Origin of the sequence: Sphingopyxis witflariensis (assembly GCF_002205635.1) — a bacterium.
Lineage (GTDB): Bacteria > Pseudomonadota > Alphaproteobacteria > Sphingomonadales > Sphingomonadaceae > Sphingopyxis > Sphingopyxis witflariensis.
This window is the reverse complement of sequence record NZ_NISJ01000002.1, coordinates 235,878-251,638: the sequence shown is the minus strand read 5'-3', so window position 1 is coordinate 251,638 and position 15,761 is coordinate 235,878. Positions and strand designations below refer to the sequence as shown.

Sequence of the window (15,761 nt, the reverse complement as noted above, 5' to 3'; positions counted from 1 at the left end):
GGCCCCCACCGAGTGGTCCGCGTGGACTGTTAGTGCATTGACGCCTCCATCGCCAGTGTTGGCCGTAGGTGGAGCGAAGCGGAACCGGAGGGCGACACTGGCGATGGAACGGCCTCCGGCGCGGGTGGCCGATATCCCAGCGAGCTGTGCGGCCGGACGGTGTTGTAATGGCGCCGCCAAGCTTCGATCAGGATCTGGGCCTCGGTTAGTGAGTAGAAGATCTCGCCATTGAGCAGTTCATCGCGCAGCGACCCGTTGAAGCTCTCGCAGTATCCATTCTCCCATGGCGATCCGGGGGCGATGTAGAGCGTCTTCACGCCGACCTTCGCCAGCCATTCCTGCACCGCCGTCGCGATAAATTCCGGGCCATTGTCGGACCGGATATGCGCGGGCGGACCGCGCGTGACGAACAGTTCGGCCAGCACCGCCAGCACATCGTCGCTCTTCAGCTTACGCGCCACGGGCAACGCCATGCACTCCCGGCTCGCCTCGTCGATGATCGACAGGATGCGGTATTTGCGACCATCGTGGGTGCGACCCTCGACGAAGTCATAGGACCAGACGTGCCCGGGATATTCCGGCCGAAGCCGGATGCACGATCCGTCGTTCAACCAGAGCCGCCCGCGCTTCGGCTGCCTTTGCGGCACCTTGAGCCCCTCGCGTCGCCAGATGCGCTCGACCCGCTTGCGGTTCACATGCCAACCGGCATCGCGCAGCAATGCCGTCACCCGGCGATAGCCATAACGACCATATTGCCGCGCCAGCGCAATGATATCCTCGGTGAGAGCCGCTTCGTCATCCGCCCCGCAAGGCGCCTTGCGCTGTGTCGATCGATGTTGCCCGAGCACGCGGCAGAGCCGTCGCTCGGACACCGGCATCATCGTTCTGATGTGATCGATACAGCGCCTTCGGCGCGCGGGGCTCAGAAGTTTCCCCGGGCGGCCTCCTGCAATATCAGCTTGTCTAGCGTCAGGTCCGAGATCGCACGGCGAAGCCGCACATTCTCCTTCTCCAGATCCTTCATCCGGCGCGCCTGGTCGGTCTTCAGGCCGCCATATTCCTTGCGCCACCGATAATAGGTCTGCTCGCTGACAGCGATCCGGCGACACGCCTCCGCGGTCGTCGCGCCCTGCGCCAGCACAACCTCCGCTTCACGCAGCTTGCCGATAATCTCTTCCGGGCGATGCTTCTTGCTCGGCATTCCATGTCTCCTTCGTAATCCAAAATATCATCAATTTTGGACCACTCAGAAGGGGGCAGATCAGGTGGCTACGGCGCCCAACGGGGTCAATTCCTATACCGTCAACGGTGCCAAAATGGCCGGCAACGGTATCGATCTGCAGCTGACCTATCGTCCGATCCCGGCGCTGACGCTGTCTTTCACCGGCGGCTGGAATGACATGAAGTATAAGACGACGACGCTGGAACATTTCGCCGGCGATCGGGCTGATTATGCTCCGCGCTACTCTGGGTCCGTATCCGCCGAATATCGTTTCGACGTGGGCGATGCACCGTCCTTCGCGCGCGTGGATTATCAGCGGGCCGATGGCATCCAGGTCTGGTTCCGAAGCTTTCAGGCGGTTCCAGCACTGTCTGAGAAGCAGGAATATTTGAACGTCAATATCGGGACCGAACTGTCAGGGGTGTCGTTGCAACTCTTCGCCAAGAATATCCTGAACGAATATGGCGTCACCTACCCGGCTTACGGCTCACTGCCCTATCCGGGCCGTCCGATCCCGCGCTCGTTCGGTGCTCAGGTGCGCGTCGGCTTCTGAAGGAATGGCCAATGGCGGGCACGGCGACGCAACGCGCGTGCGCTGTCGCCGGCCTTAGACTGCGGCGTTCTCCGCGCGGTCACAACCAATCATTAGACAGGAAATCGCATGCTTAATGTCCCCATCCGGCTCTGCCGAATTCTGCTGCTCGGTTCTGCAGCGTGCCTCATGACATCGGTGCCCGCATCGGCGCAAACCGACGCGGTCGCAGCATCCTCCGCTACGCTAGCAGAAACTGCCGATCCGCAGGCGCTCCGTGGCAAATATGAGAGAGCGTCGTTCTTCAACAATGCGCTCACCAATCATTTTATGCTCAATGCGGCCGTGGCGCCGACCTGGATCGGAACTGAGGACAGCTTCTGGTATTGCCGTGAAACCGAGACCGGCTGTACCTACACCGAGGTGAACGCTCAGACGGGTGCCAAAAGCGCGCTATTCGATCACGAGCGTTTGTCGCGAGACCTCGAAGCGCTGACCAAGAAGAAATTCCCTGCGGCGGACTTGCGGCTCGGTAACGTGGTGGTGACGGCCGACCGGACCGTGACATTCGCCGCCTTCGGAAAGACATACTCCTACACGCGCGCCGGCGAGCTCAAGGAGCTCGGCGCGGCGGAGCAATTGGTCCCGGTAGCCTCGCCCGACGGGACGATGCTTGCGTTCGTTCGCGATTCGAACATTTGGACACGTAACGTCAAGACCGGGAAAGAGCGGCAGCTGACCGAGGACGGCGAAAAGCTTTTTGCCTATGCCATCTTGCCGGACGCGTTCCGCCAATTCTCAACGTCGACCGAATTGAAGTGGTCGCCCGATTCCAAGAAGATCCTGACTGTCCAGACCGATGATCGGCAAGTGAAGGTCATGCCGCTGGTGGACTTCGTGCCTGACAAAGGCGTTCGCCCGGTTGCTGTTGAGCAGCGACAGGCATTCCCGGGCGATGCGCATGTCCCGACGTACCGCATTGTTGTGATCGACGTGGGGTCGAAACGCCAGACCGACATGCGCTATCCCCGACTTCCCGCGGTGCGTATGCTCGACACGCCGATCGGCGGCGAGCGGGCATGGTGGAGCGGCGATGCGAAACGCGTCTTTTTCGTTGATATCGAACGCGGCGAGAAGACCGTTCATCTCATCAGCGCCGATGCCGAAACCGGCATTGCGCGCGAGCTCTTCCAGGAGAGCGATTCAAAAGGATATGTCGAACTTTCGGAAGAAGTCTACAGCCCGACGTTGCTACGCATCCTGCCCAGGCGCAACCAGATCCTGTGGTATTCGGAGCGCTCGGGCGCGGGCCAACTTTACCTCTACGATCTCGCCACGGGACGCCTGATCCGACAGTTGACCAAAGGTACGGCGCGGATCCGCGGCGTGCTCGCGGTGGACGAAGCGCGAGGCACGGCGTGGGTGGCAACCTCCGGCGGCGAGGCAGGGAAAAATCCCTATTATCGCAGGGTCGCGCGGGTCGATCTGGACAGCGGCGCGATGCGGATCGTCAGCTCGGGCGACGACGACCGCGTGATCGCCGACGGCACGCTCCTCACTGGCGCGCCAGGAACGCGTGGCTTTTCGCCTTCGGGCAATTACTGGGTCGAAACGCAAACCCGCGTCGACAAGCCCGGTCGTTCGGTCCTCAAGCGGGCGGAGGGCACCGAGGTCGCGGTGGTGGAGCAGGCGGAACTGCGCGGCACGCCGGCCGGCTTCCGCTTGCCCGAGCCGGTCATGCTCACCGCCGCCGACGGCGTTACGCCCATCCAGGCGATCGTCGTGCGGCCGAGCGATTTCGACCCGAACAAGCGCTATCCTGTGATCGACCATATATATGGCGGGCCGCAGGTCGCAAATGTCCCGAGCGCATTCGCCATGTCTGCGGTGTGGGCACAAAGTCTGGCGGAACTTGGTTTCGTCGTCGTGGTGATCGATGGACGCGGGACAACGGGGCGCGGGCGCGCCTTCCACACCGCATCCTATGGTGCCGTGGAAACGGCGAGCAACGTGGAAGACCATATCGCGGGCATCCGTCAACTCGCGGCGCGCTATCCCTACATGGATATTAGCCGCGTCGGCATCAACGGTTTTTCCGGCGGCGGCTACATGACCGCCTCGGCGATGTTCCGCTTTCCTGATTTCTACAAGGTCGGCGTCGCAGAATCGGGAAATCATGATCAGCGCGGCTTCTGGCATAGCTGGGGCGAACGCTATCAAGGCTTGAACACGGGCAAGAACTACGACGCGCAGGCGAATGTCACATACGCGTCGCAGTTGAAGGGCAAATTGCTTCTGATGCACGGCCTCTTGGACTTCGGCGTCCAACCCGGCGTGCTGTTCCAGCTTACGCAAAAGCTGATGGACGAGAACAAGAATTTCGACCTCGTGGTCCTGCCAAAGCTCGGGCATCAGCCGAGTGGCTATTCCATTCGCCGCCGGTGGGACTATTTCGTGCAGAATCTGGCAGGGTTGCAGCCGCCTCAAAACTTCAAGGTGGTCAGTGATTCCGAGATTATGAAGGATGAAATGATCGAGCGCGGCGGCAAGCCCGAAGACGAGGACAGCGACGAGATGCGTCCCGAGCCAGCGGCAACCGCGAAGTGAGGGTGCGCCGCACCCTAGCGACGCTCACACTCGCGTCTGCCGTGCTGCTGTCGCCAAGCGTTATGGCGCGCAAGATCAGCACGCCGAAAACCGCCGTCGAGTTACAGACGGACCTCGGCGTCGTGACAATCGCAATCTATGAGAAGGAGGCGCCCGCTTCGAGCGGTGCCTTCCTTAGCCAGGTTCGCGGTGAACGCTATGACGGCGGGAGCTTCTTCCGCACGGTGCGGCCTGATAATGACAGGTCAGAGCATCCCATAGAGGTGACCCAGGCACTCGTCCGCGAGGATGGCCAGCCGATCGCTGAAAGGCCGATCACGCATGAAGACACGAGCCGCACGGGGCTTCGCCATGTTGACGGCGCGGTTTCCCTGCCGCGAGCAGGGCTCGGCACCACGTCGGCCACGTCGTTCTTCATATCCATCGGAGCTCAGCCGGCGCTCGATCACGGCGGCCAGCGCAATCCCGACGGACAAGGGTTCGCAGTATTCGGCCGGGTCATCTGCGGAATGGATGTCGTCCGCCGGATACAAGCATTACCAATCACCGCCGACAGTCCGGCACCTGCAATGAACGGTCAGATACTGGAAAAGCCGGTGCGAATCCTGAGCGCGCGCGTGACGCAGGCACGCTGCGCCAAGGGCTGAGGACTAGAGCGGTCCTCCAGAGACAATCATGATAAGGGCGCAGCATTGTGGCGCTGCAAAAATACGGCAGCCCCTCAGCCGGACGCGCGAAGGAAAAGTATATGATGAGCCGCAAGCTCGTATCGACGTTGATCACCGCAAGCCTGTTGTTCGCGAGCCCGGTCGCGGCAGCCTCGGCGCCGGAGGATTTTCAACAGCTTCTGAGCGACTATTACGCTTGGCTATTGCGGACGAACCCGGTGTCTGCAACGGCCTTGGGCGTTCACGATTATGATACCGAGCTCGGCGACGTTTCCGTGACTGGCATGGACCGCGATGCTGCGCAGGCGCAGGCCTTTCTCGTACGCCTCCGCTCCATTGATGCCTCAAAACTCAATGCAGCCGATGGGGTTAGCTACGATATTCTCGAGCGCTCGCTCGCGCAGAAGGTCGAGGCGAACGCGTTCGGCCAGCGCCTAATGCTCTTCAGTACCTACTCGGGCTGGCACCAGTCGTTCGCTGGCCTTGCACGTAACATCGCGTTCGCAAAGCCCGCCGATTACGAAAATTATCTTCGCCGGCTCGAACGTTACCCTGCGCTCAATGATGCTGCTTTGGTGGTGACTGAAGAAGGTATCCGTAAAGGCCATGTCCTGCCTTGCTCCGTCTTGGACAATGTCGAGCGCTCGATCACCGAGGTCATCACTGACCAACCCGAACAGTCGCGCTTCTATGAGCCGTTTGCCGGCGACCGCCCAGCGGCGTTCAGTGCGGCGCAGTGGAGCGAGATTCAAAGCCGCGCCCGACAGGCCATCACGCAGCTCATCAATCCCGCTTATGTGTGGATCGGCGTGCAAAAAGGACCCCGTTAGCGGGGTGATCGGCGTCTAAAAGGGACCCCTCATTTCGATGGTTTAAGCAGCCGGCTGGATTTTCAGGCGGCGAGATCGGGATGTTGGTTTTGGAGACAGTGGTTCGGATCCGGCGCGAGTATGCTGGAGGCAAGGCGATCAAGGCGATCGCGCGGGATTTGCATGTGTCGCGGAAGGTGATCCGCAAGGCGATCCGGGCGCCGGAAGGCGCATTCGACTATCAGCGCAAGGTTCAGCCACTGCCTAGAATCGGGCCGTTCCAGGCTCGGCTCGATACGTTGCTGGAAGAGAACGAGCTGCGCGGCAGGCGCGAGCGGCTGCGGATGACGCGGATCCATGATCTGCTGGTGCGCGAAGGCTTTGAGGGTTCTTACGATGCCGTGCGGCGCTACGCGGCGCGATGGAAGATCGAACGGCGCAAGGATGCCGGCGACGGCGTCACGGCCTTCATCCCGCTAATGTTCAGGCCAGGAGAGGCTTACCAGTTCGACTGGAGCCATGAGGATGTGGAGATCGCCGGGGCGCCGATGCGGGTGAAGGTCGCGCATATGCGTCTGTGCGCGTCACGCGGGGTCTATGTCCGGGCTTATCCTCGCGAGAGCCAGGAGATGCTGTTCGACGCGCATGCGCGTGGTTTTGCCTTCTTCGGCGGGGTGCCAGGGCGCGGCATCTACGATAATATGAAGACGGCGGTGACGAGCGTGTTCACCGGCAAGGAACGGGTCTTCAACCGGCGGTTCCTGATCATGACCGACCATTATATGGTCGAGCCGACCGCCTGCTCGCCTGCGGCGGGATGGGAGAAGGGTCAGGTCGAGAACCAGGTGCAGACGATCCGGGGGCGCTTCTTCCAGCCCCGGTTGCGGTTCGCCAGCCTCGAAGAGCTTAATGGCTGGCTGGAGGCCGAGTGTCGGCGCTGGGCGGAACGTCAGGCCCATCCCGAACAGGGCGAGCTGACCGTGGCGCAGGTGCTGGAGATCGAACGATCGGCACTGCAACCGATGCTGGGGCCGTTCGACGGCTTCAATGAGAGCGAGCATGCCGTGACCGGCACCTGCCTGATCAGCTTTGACCGCAACCGCTACTCGGTCCTCTCGACGGTGGCGCGGCGGACGGTGCAGGTCCGGGCCTATGCCGACCGCATTGTCGTGCGCTGCGGCGAGGAGGTTGTCGCCGAGCACCCTCGCTACTTCGGGCGCAACCGCACGATCTATGACCCCTGGCATTATCTGCCGGTGCTGGCCCGCAAGCCCGGAGCGCTGCGGAACGGCGCGCCCTTCCAGGACTGGGATCTGCCGCCGGCGCTGGCGCGCCTGCGCCGCAAGCTTGGCCATGGCGACGATGCCGACCGCCGGTTCGTCCGTGTGCTGTCGGCCGTGCTGACCGATGGCCTGGAGCCGGTCGAAGCGGCCGTGCGCGAGGCACTGGCGACCGGCACGGCGAGCGATGATCTGATCCTCAACATTCTGGCGCGGCGCCGGGAACCGCCGCGACCGCTCACCATCATCACCTCCGAGGACAGCGCCTTGCGCCATCCGCCGATCGCCGACTGCGCCCGTTACGACCAGCTGAGGACCTTCGATGCAGCGGCATGACATGATCGAGGCGATGCGCGGGCTTGGGCTCAAGGGCATGGCGGGCGCGTTCGACGATGCGGTCACCACCGGCCTTCAGCGCCAGCGCACCACGATGGAGATACTGACCGACCTTCTGCGGGCGGAAGCAACACATCGCCATGCCGCTTCGATCCGATACCGGATGGCGGCCGCCCGGCTGCCGGTTGTGAAGGACATCGACGCGTTCCGGTTCGAGGGCACGCCGATCAATGAAGGGCTGGTGCGTTCGCTGCACAGTGGCGCGTTCCTGCCCGCACAGCGCAATATCGTCCTGGTCGGCGGCACGGGCACCGGCAAGACCCACCTGGCCATCGCCATCGCCGCCAATGTCGTTCGCTCGGGTGCGCGAGGCCGCTACTTCAACACCGTCGATCTGGTGACCCGCCTCGAAGAGGAGGCCAGGATCGGCAAGAGCGGCGCTCTCGCCGCCCAGCTATCCCGCCTCGACCTGATCGTGCTCGACGAACTGGGATATCTGCCGTTCGCCCGCTCGGGCGGCCAGTTGCTGTTCCACCTGATCAGCAAGCTCTACGAGCAGACCAGCGTCATCATCACCACCAACCTCGCGTTCGGCGAATGGCCCACCGTGTTCGGCGATCCCAAGATGACCACCGCGCTCCTTGATCGCGTCACCCACCATTGCGACATCGTCGAGACCGGCAATGACAGCTGGCGCTTCAAAAACCGCAGCTGATCGCCCCCGCCGACCTCCGATTAAAAGATGCTTTGCGCTGCGCGCGCCTCCGGTCGGGCTCCGCCCTCCCTACGCCGCGCGCAGCGCAAAGGCGCGTGTCCGATCAACCTTGCGCCATCGTGAAAGGGGGTCCCTTTTGCGCGCCGATAGGGGGTCCCGTTTGCACGCCGATTGACACCACTGACAGGCCGCACGCGGCTGCAATTGGATTTGGGGTTTGTGCATATGAGGAAGGCGAAGAAGCTCACGCAAATCGCAGCGCTCGGCGTCGCGCTGGTGGCGGCAGGCTGCACTCCCGAAGGTCCGGTGGTGCGCGAAGCGGGCAATTGGAAAAACGATCGGAAGCTGGTGGAGTTTGAATTCCCCGGTATGCCGTCCAAAGAACGTGACCATATGGTCGGTATGATGTCGAACAATCCCAGCATAAACCAGTGCGTCACGCAGGAGCAGATCGACAAGGAAGGTCCCTTGCCAGAGCTGATCGGCAGGACCTCTGCCAACGCGGCCCAATGCACCTGGTCGAAAATGAGCATCGTCAAGGGCAAGGTTGATATCGCCGGCGCCTGTACCGCTGGGGCTCAGGCTTTCGATCTGACTGTCACAGGTACGGCGGCTGCTGACAAGACCGATGTTATCGTAACGATGAACGGCAAATCTCCCGTCGGAAAAGTTGTATTGTCTGTGACGGACGTTCGAACCGGGCCGTGCATCGCCGACGCGGTTAAGGGCACTTAAGGTCGAGCCATGGATATGCTGGAAGAATAGTCTGGATATATTGTTTCTATCTTTCGCTTGTTCATCTTAGGGAAAGCTAGTTCAAACTAGCGTAATGGCATATTTTGAAAAACGGCAGGGACGTCGGTTTCTAAAAATTTGGAGTGGTTGCATGCGGAAATTGACTTTCGTTCACGGCGTGATCGCCTCATTGGCCCTGATGATTGCGACCCCCGGTCTTGCCAGGGATGACAAGCCGGTGTTCAGCATCAAGACGCCGATTGAAAAGATCGCTGCGAGCCCCGCCGCACGGGCGGTGATCGATGCCGAACTGCCCGGTTTCACCAGCCACCCGATGTACGAACAGTTCAAGACGATGAGCCTTGATGCGCTAGACGCGATGTTCCCGGGTGCGGTGCCGCGTGAACGGATAGATGCGGTCGATAAGGCGCTGCGCGCCATTCCGGCCGACGCCGCTGCGGATGCCGCCAAGCCCGCCGAGGCGGCCGCCGCGAGCCCGCCCGTCGCCGACGCGGCGTCGGCGGCTACGGCCACGACGGCCGGAGCCAATCCGCAACCTTAGGCGCTGATATGCGCCTGCGGGCGCAGCTGGGATACCGACATGGCAATGGACATTAATCGGCGCGATTTGATCCTGACCGGCGGGCTGGGGCTTGCCGCGCTGACGCTCGCCGGGCCGAGCGCCGCGGCGCTGCTCATCGCGACAGGCTTCACCCATAATGTCGCGAGCGGCGAACCGGGACCCGATTCCATTCTGTTGTGGACACGTTATGTCCCGGGCAAGCGCGGTGACGCGCGGCTGACGGTCGAACTATCGACCAGTCAGGACTTTAGCGCCCCGAAGGCGGGCGGAACCGCCGTCGCAAAGCGCACCGATGATCATACTGCACGGGTCGTGGTGAAGGGGCTCGAGCCCGGCCGCACCTATTATTACCGCTTCATTGCCCCCGATGGTGCCGTGTCGCCGGTCGGGCGCACCCGCACGCTGCCGGTCGGGCCGGTCGCGCGCTTCGGGCTCGGTGTTTTCTCCTGCGCCAACATGCCCTCGGGATGGTTCAACGCCTATGGCCACGCCGCGATGCGCGACGACATCGACCTGATGGTCCACACCGGCGACTATTTCTATGAATTCAAGCGTGGCTATTATCCGGACGCCGACAAGGCGGCCGCCGGGCGTCTGGTCGAACCCGCAGGCGAAGCGATAACGCTTGCCGATTATCGGCTGCGGCTCGCCTGCTATCGCGCCGATCCCGATCTCCAGCGGCTGCACCAGATGTTCCCTATGATCGCGCAGCGCGACGATCATGAACTGGCGAATGACAGCTGGTCGGGCGGCGCCGAAAATCATTCGACCGACGAAGGCGATTTCAAGGCGCGCAAGCGGGCGTCGATCAAGGCCTATAATGAATGGCTGCCGGTGTCGGGCCAGGCGTGGTCGAGCTATGACATCGGCGATCTGGCGACGATCTTCCGCCCCGAAACCCGCCTGACCGCGCGCAGTGAGCCGCTCGATATGCGCGTCATCGTTGCGGGTGAGGGCGATCCGGTTGAAAAGCTCAAAGCATTGCGCGACGGGCCGCTCGCCGATCCGAAGCGGACCCTGATGGGCAGCGCGCAGGAAAAATGGCTCTACGAGGGGTTCGCCCAGTCGAAAAAGCGCGGGGCCACATGGCAGATTTTGGCGCAGCAGGTGCTGGTGGGGCAGTGGAGCGCCCCGCCGCTCCCGCCCGAGATGATGAAAAGCCTTCGGCTTCCGCCCGAAGGGGCGGCCTATGTGAAGGCGATTGACGCCGCGACGAAGGCGGGACTGCCGCCTGATCTCGATACCTGGGCCGGATTTCCTGCCGCGCGCGCGCGGCTGCTCGGTGCGGCACAGGCGGTCGACGCGGACCTCGTTGTCCTGTCGGGCGATAGTCACAATGCCTGGGCCTTCGATTTGAAGGAAGGCGGCAAACCCGCCGGGGTCGAGTTCAGTGGACAGAGCGTGACCTCGCCCGGCCTCGAAGCCTATCTGGCACTGCCCCCGGCGATGACTGCGCAGGTTATCAAGGGCGCAAGTCCCGAGCTGAAATGGGCCGACACCAGCAACCGCGGCTATATGGCGGTCGAAGTGACGCCCGAGAGGGTGAGCAGCGAATGGGTGTTCCTCGACACCATCGCGACACGCTCGCTCGCGACCAAGCCAAGCCACAAAATGCATGTCGAACGCGGCCGAAAGGCAATCGCATGACACGCAAACCGGGCTGGCTCTCCCCTTCCGGCGCAGCTCCGGCGCGGCGCAATTTCATGAAAGTGGCCGGCATGCTGAGCGTGGCCACTTTGCTCCCGGCTGCGGCGCTGGCCCGGACCGAACCGGCTCCGGCGGGGACGGCGCTGGGTGAAATGGACGCGACCGAACTCGCGGCGGCGATCAAGGCGCGCAAAATATCTCCGCTCGAGGCGGTCGATGCGGCCATCGCGCGGGCGCAGGCGGTGCAGCCCCATATTAATTGCATCTCCGAAGAATTGTTCGATCATGCGCGTCGGCGTGCGGCCGCTGTCGACCTTTCGACGCCGTTCGCGGGCGTCCCTTATCTGATCAAGGATGAAGCCGATATCGTCGGCAAGGCCAAGCATTTCGGGTCGCGCCTCGACAAGGTCATGCCGATCGCCAAACGGAACGACTTATTGGTCGAGCGGTGCGTGCAGATTGGTCTCAATCCCTTTGGCCGCACGACCATGTCCGAATTCGGGATACTGCCGACCACCGAGACGCTGGCCTACGGGGTGACGCGCAATCCGTGGAACCTCGATCATGTTCCCGGCGGCTCGTCGGGGGGCGCAGCGGCGGCGGTTGCTGCTGGGATCGTGCCCAAGGCGCACGGGTCGGATGGTGCGGGATCTCTGCGTATTCCCGCCAGCAATTGCGGGCTCGTCGGGCTCAAGACATCGCGCGACCGTATCGTTGGGGGGTCCTTCCTCGGGCAACCCTTCTGCTTGTCGCGCACGGTGCGCGACACAGCGAACCAACTGGCCCTCGTTGAAACCAGGGGCGGCAGTGTTGTCTATCCGCCGATCGGCCAGGTGACCGATCCTGTGAAGCAGCGGCTGCGTATCGGGGTCATTACCAACGGGCTGAGCGGAAACCGACCGTCACCCGAAGTCCAGAACAGCATCACATCGACGGTCAAGTTGCTCGAAGCGCTCGGCCATAAGGTCGAAGAGGCGCGTTGGCCGTTCGATGGCAGGCAATTCGTCGAGGATTTCATGCTGGCCTATATGGCGAAAGCGAAGAATACGCGCGCGCGGATGACCAAGGGCGGCCCGGCTCCCGATCCGGCGATTCTGAAAGGGCTGATTGAATCGGTTTCCTTCGACGTCGGCACGCTGGGTTCGGATTTTTCCGACGAACAGGTCGCAGAGGCCTATGTTCGCATGGCGATCAGTTCGTCCGCCTATTTCCATCTATTCGATACGATGGACGTTCTGGTCACGCCAGTGCTGCTCACGCCGCCGGCGAAGATTGGCGAGATCAACGGCTCGATACCCTTTCCTGTTCTGCTCATGCGGCTCAATCATTACGCTGACTATACCATGTTGCAAAACGCCAGTGGTGGCCCTGCGATCAGCCTGCCGTTGCATTGGACGAAGGATGGCTTGCCGGTCGGTGTTCAATTCGCCAGCCCGATGGGCGGTGAGCGCGTCTTGCTCGAACTCGCTTTCGAACTCGAAAAAGCTCAGCCTTGGGCGCAACGCCGTCCGCCGCTGTGGGCGCCTTCGCGTGTCTGATATTTGCTATATATCATTGTTTCAAAACATAATTTAGAGGGAGTGTGCGGCCAGATGACTATTTTTTCTTATGACGCGTCCGGACAGGGACGGCGTGGTTTCCTGAAAACGATGGGAACGGTTAGCGCGGCCGCCTTGATCCCGGTCGGTGGTCTGGCTCGGGCCGCAGTCGGCACCGATTTCGCCGACATGGATGCGACGGCGCTCGCCGCGGCAATCCGCGCGCGCAAGATTTCGCCGCTGGAGGCAATCAATGCGGCGATCGCCCGGGCGCAGGCAGTCCAGCCAAAGGCCAACTTCCTGAGCGAAGAATTGTACGAACGTGCGCGCAAGCGCGCCGCCCTCGTCGACATCAAGGCGCCTTTCGGTGGCGTCCCGATGCTGATCAAGGCCGAAGCCGATGTCGCGGGAACGAAGAAGAATTTCGCGTCGAAGCTCGACAAGATGATGCCGCTGGCGGCCAAAAATGATCAGCTGGTCGAACTGATGGAACAATCGGGATTCAACATTTTCGGGCGCACGACGATGCCCGAGTTCGGAATTCTGCCAACGACCGAGACCCTGGCCTATGGTATCACGCGCAATCCGTGGAACCTCGATCACGTCCCGGGCGGGTCGTCGGGCGGCGCGGCGCGGTGGCGGTCGCGGCGGGGGTTATACCCGTGGCACACGGGTCGGATGGCGCCGGGTCGCTGCGCATTCCCGCCAGCAACTGCGGGCTCGTCGGGCTGAAGCCATCGCGCGACCGGATCATCGGCGATCATGCCTTTATCGACGGCAAGCGCAACGTCGGATCCTTCCTTGGCGAATCCTTCGTCCTGTCGCGCACCGTCCGCGATACCGCCAACATGTTGTCGCTGGTTGAAATCAAGGGAGCGCAAGCGCCCTTCCAGCCGCTGCGTACCGTCACCGGGCCGCCCAAAAAGCGGCTGCGCGTCGGCTATATCATGAACGGGATGGGCGGGCATGTGCCGTCGCCGGAGGTGCAGGAAAGCGTGACCAAGACGATCGCTGCGCTCCAGTCGCTGGGCCACCAGGTCAGCGAGGCGCAATGGCCGTTCCCCGGCGAGCGCTTCATCGAAGACTTCACGCTCATCTATGCCGCGCGTGCACAAGAGGCGAAGAAGATGCTTCCAGCCGGTGCTGAAATCCCCGATTCCGTTCTGAAGGGGCTGGTCGAGCCGGCATCCTTTGCCATGGTCGGGATCAGCGGCGACCTGACCGAGGAAGATGTCGAAAAAGCTTACGGGCGGATCGAGGAGTGTTCGAAGGCCTATTTCTCGCTCTTCGAAAAGATCGACATTCTCATCACCCCGGTCCTGCTCAAGCCGCCGGTCCGGATCGGTGAGATCAACGGTTCGCTGCCGATTTCGGTGCTGATGCAGCGTCTCAATCATTATGGCGATTACACCATGCTGCAGAATGCGAGCGGCGGCCCGGCGATGAGCCTGCCGATGCACTGGACGAAGACCGGCCTGCCGGTCGGCGTGCAGTTCGCAGCCCGAATGGGCGGCGATTACGAGCTGCTCGAACTGGCGTTTGAACTGGAGGCTGCGCGTCCGTGGGCGGCGCGCCGTCCCCCGCTCTGGGCACCCACACTCGTTTGATCGCACAGGCGGCTTGGCCGCCGGTGCGAACGGAAAGGGCCGGTATGGCGGGGTCGGGGGGCCTCGTGTCGATGCCGGCCCTTTTTGCGGGCATGTCCCGCGAAATCATGGGAGACATGTAGATGCGTCGGTTTTTTGGGCCCATTACGGGCGGCCTCATTCTGGCCTTGCTGGCCACCAGTGCCACCGCGCGTCAAGAAACCAGGGCGCCCGGGCCGATTTCCCGGCCGACGTCGGCCGACCCGCTTCCGACGACTGCGGCGCTCTATCAATCCTATGTCGCGTCGAAGAAGATGCCCGGCATCGTCGGCGCCTTCGGTATGGCAAACCGGCCGACCATCTTCATTTCCGAAGGCAAATTATCCTATGAAGCGGGCGCGTCGGCCGCGGGCCCCGACAGCCTGTGGCGCGTCTATTCGATGACCAAGCCGATTGCCGGCATGGCGGCGATGCTGTTGATCGAGGACGGCAAGCTTCAGCTCGACACGCCGATCGGCGACATATTGCCGGCGTTCAAAAATATGACCGTGCAGCTGGGCGAGAATACGCTCGAAGCGCGTCCGGCCGCGCGGCCGATCACGGTACGGCATCTGCTCACTCACACGGCGGGGCTCGGCTATAATATCCTCACCATGGGGCCGTTGCTCGAGCAATATAATAAAAACGGCATCGCGCCTGCTCAAGTCAATCGCGCGATGGAGATCGAGGCGCGCAAGACGCGGCCTACCTCGCTTCAGGAGTTTGCAAACCGCGTGGCGGCGCTGCCGCTCACGGCGGATCCGGGGACCAAATGGAGCTATTCGATGGGGCTCGACGTCCTTGGCGCGGTGGTCGAGAAGGCGAGCGGCATGTCGTTCGACGGGTTTATCCAGACGCGCATCTTCGACCCGTTGAAGATGCGATCGAGCCTGTGGACGGTGCCGCCGGGAGAAGTACGGCGCTTCGCCACTAATTATATGATTTTCGGGGAGAATCATTCGCCGCTCGACGCTGCGGCAACGTCGGTATGGCTCGATCCGCCCAGCTTCCCCTATGGCGGTTCGGGTCTGGTCATGTCGGCGCGCGACTATGACCGCTTCCTGCACATGCTGCAAAATTACGGCGAACTCGATGGTGCGCGGGTGATGAAGGCCGAAACCGCCAAGCTCGCCATGTCCAACCTGCTGCCCGCCGGGGTCGAGTTTACGATGATCCGCCGCGGCGCCGACGGACCGATGGATGCGAAAATGGGCTTTGGTGCGGGCGGCTTTGTCGTGCTGGAAGACAAGAGCAATGCGATGAATGTCGGCGCCTATGGCTGGGGCGGTGCGGCGGGCACTGTGGCGTGGGTCAATCCGGCCAGGAAGGTGCGCGGGACGATCATGGTCAATTATTTCCCGGGCGAGAAATGGCCGATCCGTGAAGAAACGCTCAAGACGCTGTTCACCGATATGGCCGCTTATGGCTTCAAGCCTCAAGCCGGTCGCGGGGGCCGGTGATGCT

At 62.4% G+C, this 15,761-nt stretch carries 14 protein-coding genes; 13 read left to right on the top strand and 1 reads right to left on the bottom strand.

What is annotated here, in order from left to right; genetic code table 11:
- Positions 1-29: 29 nt before the first annotated feature.
- Positions 30-1,201, bottom strand: a protein-coding gene (locus CDQ91_RS05185; protein ID WP_088471655.1) for an IS3 family transposase whose coding sequence is annotated in 2 segments (ribosomal slippage) — positions 30-937 and positions 937-1,201 — 1,173 coding nt in all. Because the reading frame shifts where the segments join, the coding sequence is not laid out codon by codon here.
- On the opposite strand from CDQ91_RS05185, the gene CDQ91_RS05180 reads away from it, so the two are divergent.
- The 13 genes from CDQ91_RS05180 to CDQ91_RS05120 all read left to right on the top strand — a co-directional run bounded on the left by CDQ91_RS05180 (position 1,191) and on the right by CDQ91_RS05120 (position 15,757).
- The gene (locus tag CDQ91_RS05180) at positions 1,191-1,775 is read left to right on the top strand and encodes a porin family protein (protein WP_158213620.1); all 585 of its coding nucleotides are present in this window, start codon (positions 1,191-1,193) and stop codon (positions 1,773-1,775) included. The two genes, CDQ91_RS05185 and CDQ91_RS05180, sit on opposite strands and share 11 nt — an antisense overlap.
- 168 nt (positions 1,776-1,943) lie before the next feature.
- Positions 1,944-4,361 carry a S9 family peptidase gene (locus tag CDQ91_RS05175; RefSeq protein WP_158213619.1) on the top strand — a complete coding sequence of 806 codons (2,418 nt, stop codon included), beginning with the start codon at positions 1,944-1,946 and terminating at the stop codon, positions 4,359-4,361.
- 62 nt (positions 4,362-4,423) lie between these two features.
- On the top strand, positions 4,424-5,008 hold the full coding sequence (locus CDQ91_RS05170; RefSeq protein WP_088471915.1) for a peptidylprolyl isomerase: 585 nt from the start codon (positions 4,424-4,426) through the stop codon (positions 5,006-5,008).
- Between the two features lie 101 nt (positions 5,009-5,109).
- Positions 5,110-5,859 carry a DUF885 family protein gene (locus tag CDQ91_RS05165; protein ID WP_088471652.1) on the top strand — a complete coding sequence of 250 codons (750 nt, stop codon included), beginning with the start codon at positions 5,110-5,112 and terminating at the stop codon, positions 5,857-5,859.
- Between the two features lie 80 nt (positions 5,860-5,939).
- Positions 5,940-7,454, top strand: coding sequence for an IS21 family transposase (gene istA / locus CDQ91_RS05160; protein ID WP_088471093.1), 1,515 nt, complete (start codon positions 5,940-5,942; stop codon positions 7,452-7,454).
- Positions 7,441-8,169 carry an IS21-like element helper ATPase IstB gene (istB, locus tag CDQ91_RS05155; RefSeq protein ID WP_088471092.1) on the top strand — a complete coding sequence of 243 codons (729 nt, stop codon included), beginning with the start codon at positions 7,441-7,443 and terminating at the stop codon, positions 8,167-8,169. Before istA ends, istB begins: the two co-directional genes overlap by 14 nt.
- 225 nt (positions 8,170-8,394) lie before the next feature.
- A complete protein-coding gene (locus CDQ91_RS05150) occupies positions 8,395-8,904 on the top strand; it encodes a DUF3617 domain-containing protein (RefSeq protein WP_088471651.1) in 510 nt (169 codons plus the stop codon).
- A gap of 151 nt (positions 8,905-9,055) precedes the next feature.
- Positions 9,056-9,466, top strand: a complete 411-nt coding sequence (locus CDQ91_RS05145) for a hypothetical protein (RefSeq protein WP_144036690.1) — start codon at positions 9,056-9,058, stop codon at positions 9,464-9,466.
- Positions 9,467-9,505: 39 nt separating this feature from the next.
- The gene (locus tag CDQ91_RS05140) at positions 9,506-11,134 is read left to right on the top strand and encodes an alkaline phosphatase D family protein (RefSeq protein ID WP_088471649.1); all 1,629 of its coding nucleotides are present in this window, start codon (positions 9,506-9,508) and stop codon (positions 11,132-11,134) included.
- The gene (locus tag CDQ91_RS05135; RefSeq protein WP_158213618.1) at positions 11,131-12,672 is read left to right on the top strand and encodes an amidase family protein; all 1,542 of its coding nucleotides are present in this window, start codon (positions 11,131-11,133) and stop codon (positions 12,670-12,672) included. Before CDQ91_RS05140 ends, CDQ91_RS05135 begins: the two co-directional genes overlap by 4 nt.
- A 54-nt stretch (positions 12,673-12,726) precedes the next feature.
- Positions 12,727-13,404 carry an amidase family protein gene (locus CDQ91_RS05130; protein ID WP_088471647.1) on the top strand — a complete coding sequence of 226 codons (678 nt, stop codon included), beginning with the start codon at positions 12,727-12,729 and terminating at the stop codon, positions 13,402-13,404.
- Positions 13,335-14,279: an amidase family protein gene (locus CDQ91_RS05125; protein ID WP_158213617.1), complete on the top strand. Its 945-nt coding sequence runs from the start codon at positions 13,335-13,337 to the stop codon at positions 14,277-14,279. Before CDQ91_RS05130 ends, CDQ91_RS05125 begins: the two co-directional genes overlap by 70 nt.
- 122 nt (positions 14,280-14,401) lie before the next feature.
- Positions 14,402-15,757, top strand: a complete 1,356-nt coding sequence (locus CDQ91_RS05120; protein WP_088471645.1) for a serine hydrolase domain-containing protein — start codon at positions 14,402-14,404, stop codon at positions 15,755-15,757.
- The last annotated feature ends 4 nt before the right edge of the window (positions 15,758-15,761 follow it).

Bases quoted from the DNA above. Each gene is read 5' to 3' on its own strand.
- istA (WP_088471093.1), top strand. From the start codon at position 5,940: ATGTTGGTTTTGGAGACAGTGGTTCGGATCCGGCGCGAGTATGCTGGA.
- CDQ91_RS05135 (WP_158213618.1), top strand. From the start codon at position 11,131: ATGACACGCAAACCGGGCTGGCTCTCCCCTTCCGGCGCAGCTCCGGCG.
- CDQ91_RS05165 (WP_088471652.1), top strand. From the start codon at position 5,110: ATGATGAGCCGCAAGCTCGTATCGACGTTGATCACCGCAAGCCTGTTG.
- CDQ91_RS05150 (WP_088471651.1), top strand. From the start codon at position 8,395: ATGAGGAAGGCGAAGAAGCTCACGCAAATCGCAGCGCTCGGCGTCGCG.
- CDQ91_RS05145 (WP_144036690.1), top strand. From the start codon at position 9,056: ATGCGGAAATTGACTTTCGTTCACGGCGTGATCGCCTCATTGGCCCTG.
- istB (WP_088471092.1), top strand. From the start codon at position 7,441: ATGCAGCGGCATGACATGATCGAGGCGATGCGCGGGCTTGGGCTCAAG.
- CDQ91_RS05130 (WP_088471647.1), top strand. From the start codon at position 12,727: ATGACTATTTTTTCTTATGACGCGTCCGGACAGGGACGGCGTGGTTTC.
- CDQ91_RS05175 (WP_158213619.1), top strand. From the start codon at position 1,944: ATGACATCGGTGCCCGCATCGGCGCAAACCGACGCGGTCGCAGCATCC.
- CDQ91_RS05170 (WP_088471915.1), top strand. From the start codon at position 4,424: ATGGCGCGCAAGATCAGCACGCCGAAAACCGCCGTCGAGTTACAGACG.
- CDQ91_RS05140 (WP_088471649.1), top strand. From the start codon at position 9,506: ATGGCAATGGACATTAATCGGCGCGATTTGATCCTGACCGGCGGGCTG.
- CDQ91_RS05120 (WP_088471645.1), top strand. From the start codon at position 14,402: ATGCGTCGGTTTTTTGGGCCCATTACGGGCGGCCTCATTCTGGCCTTG.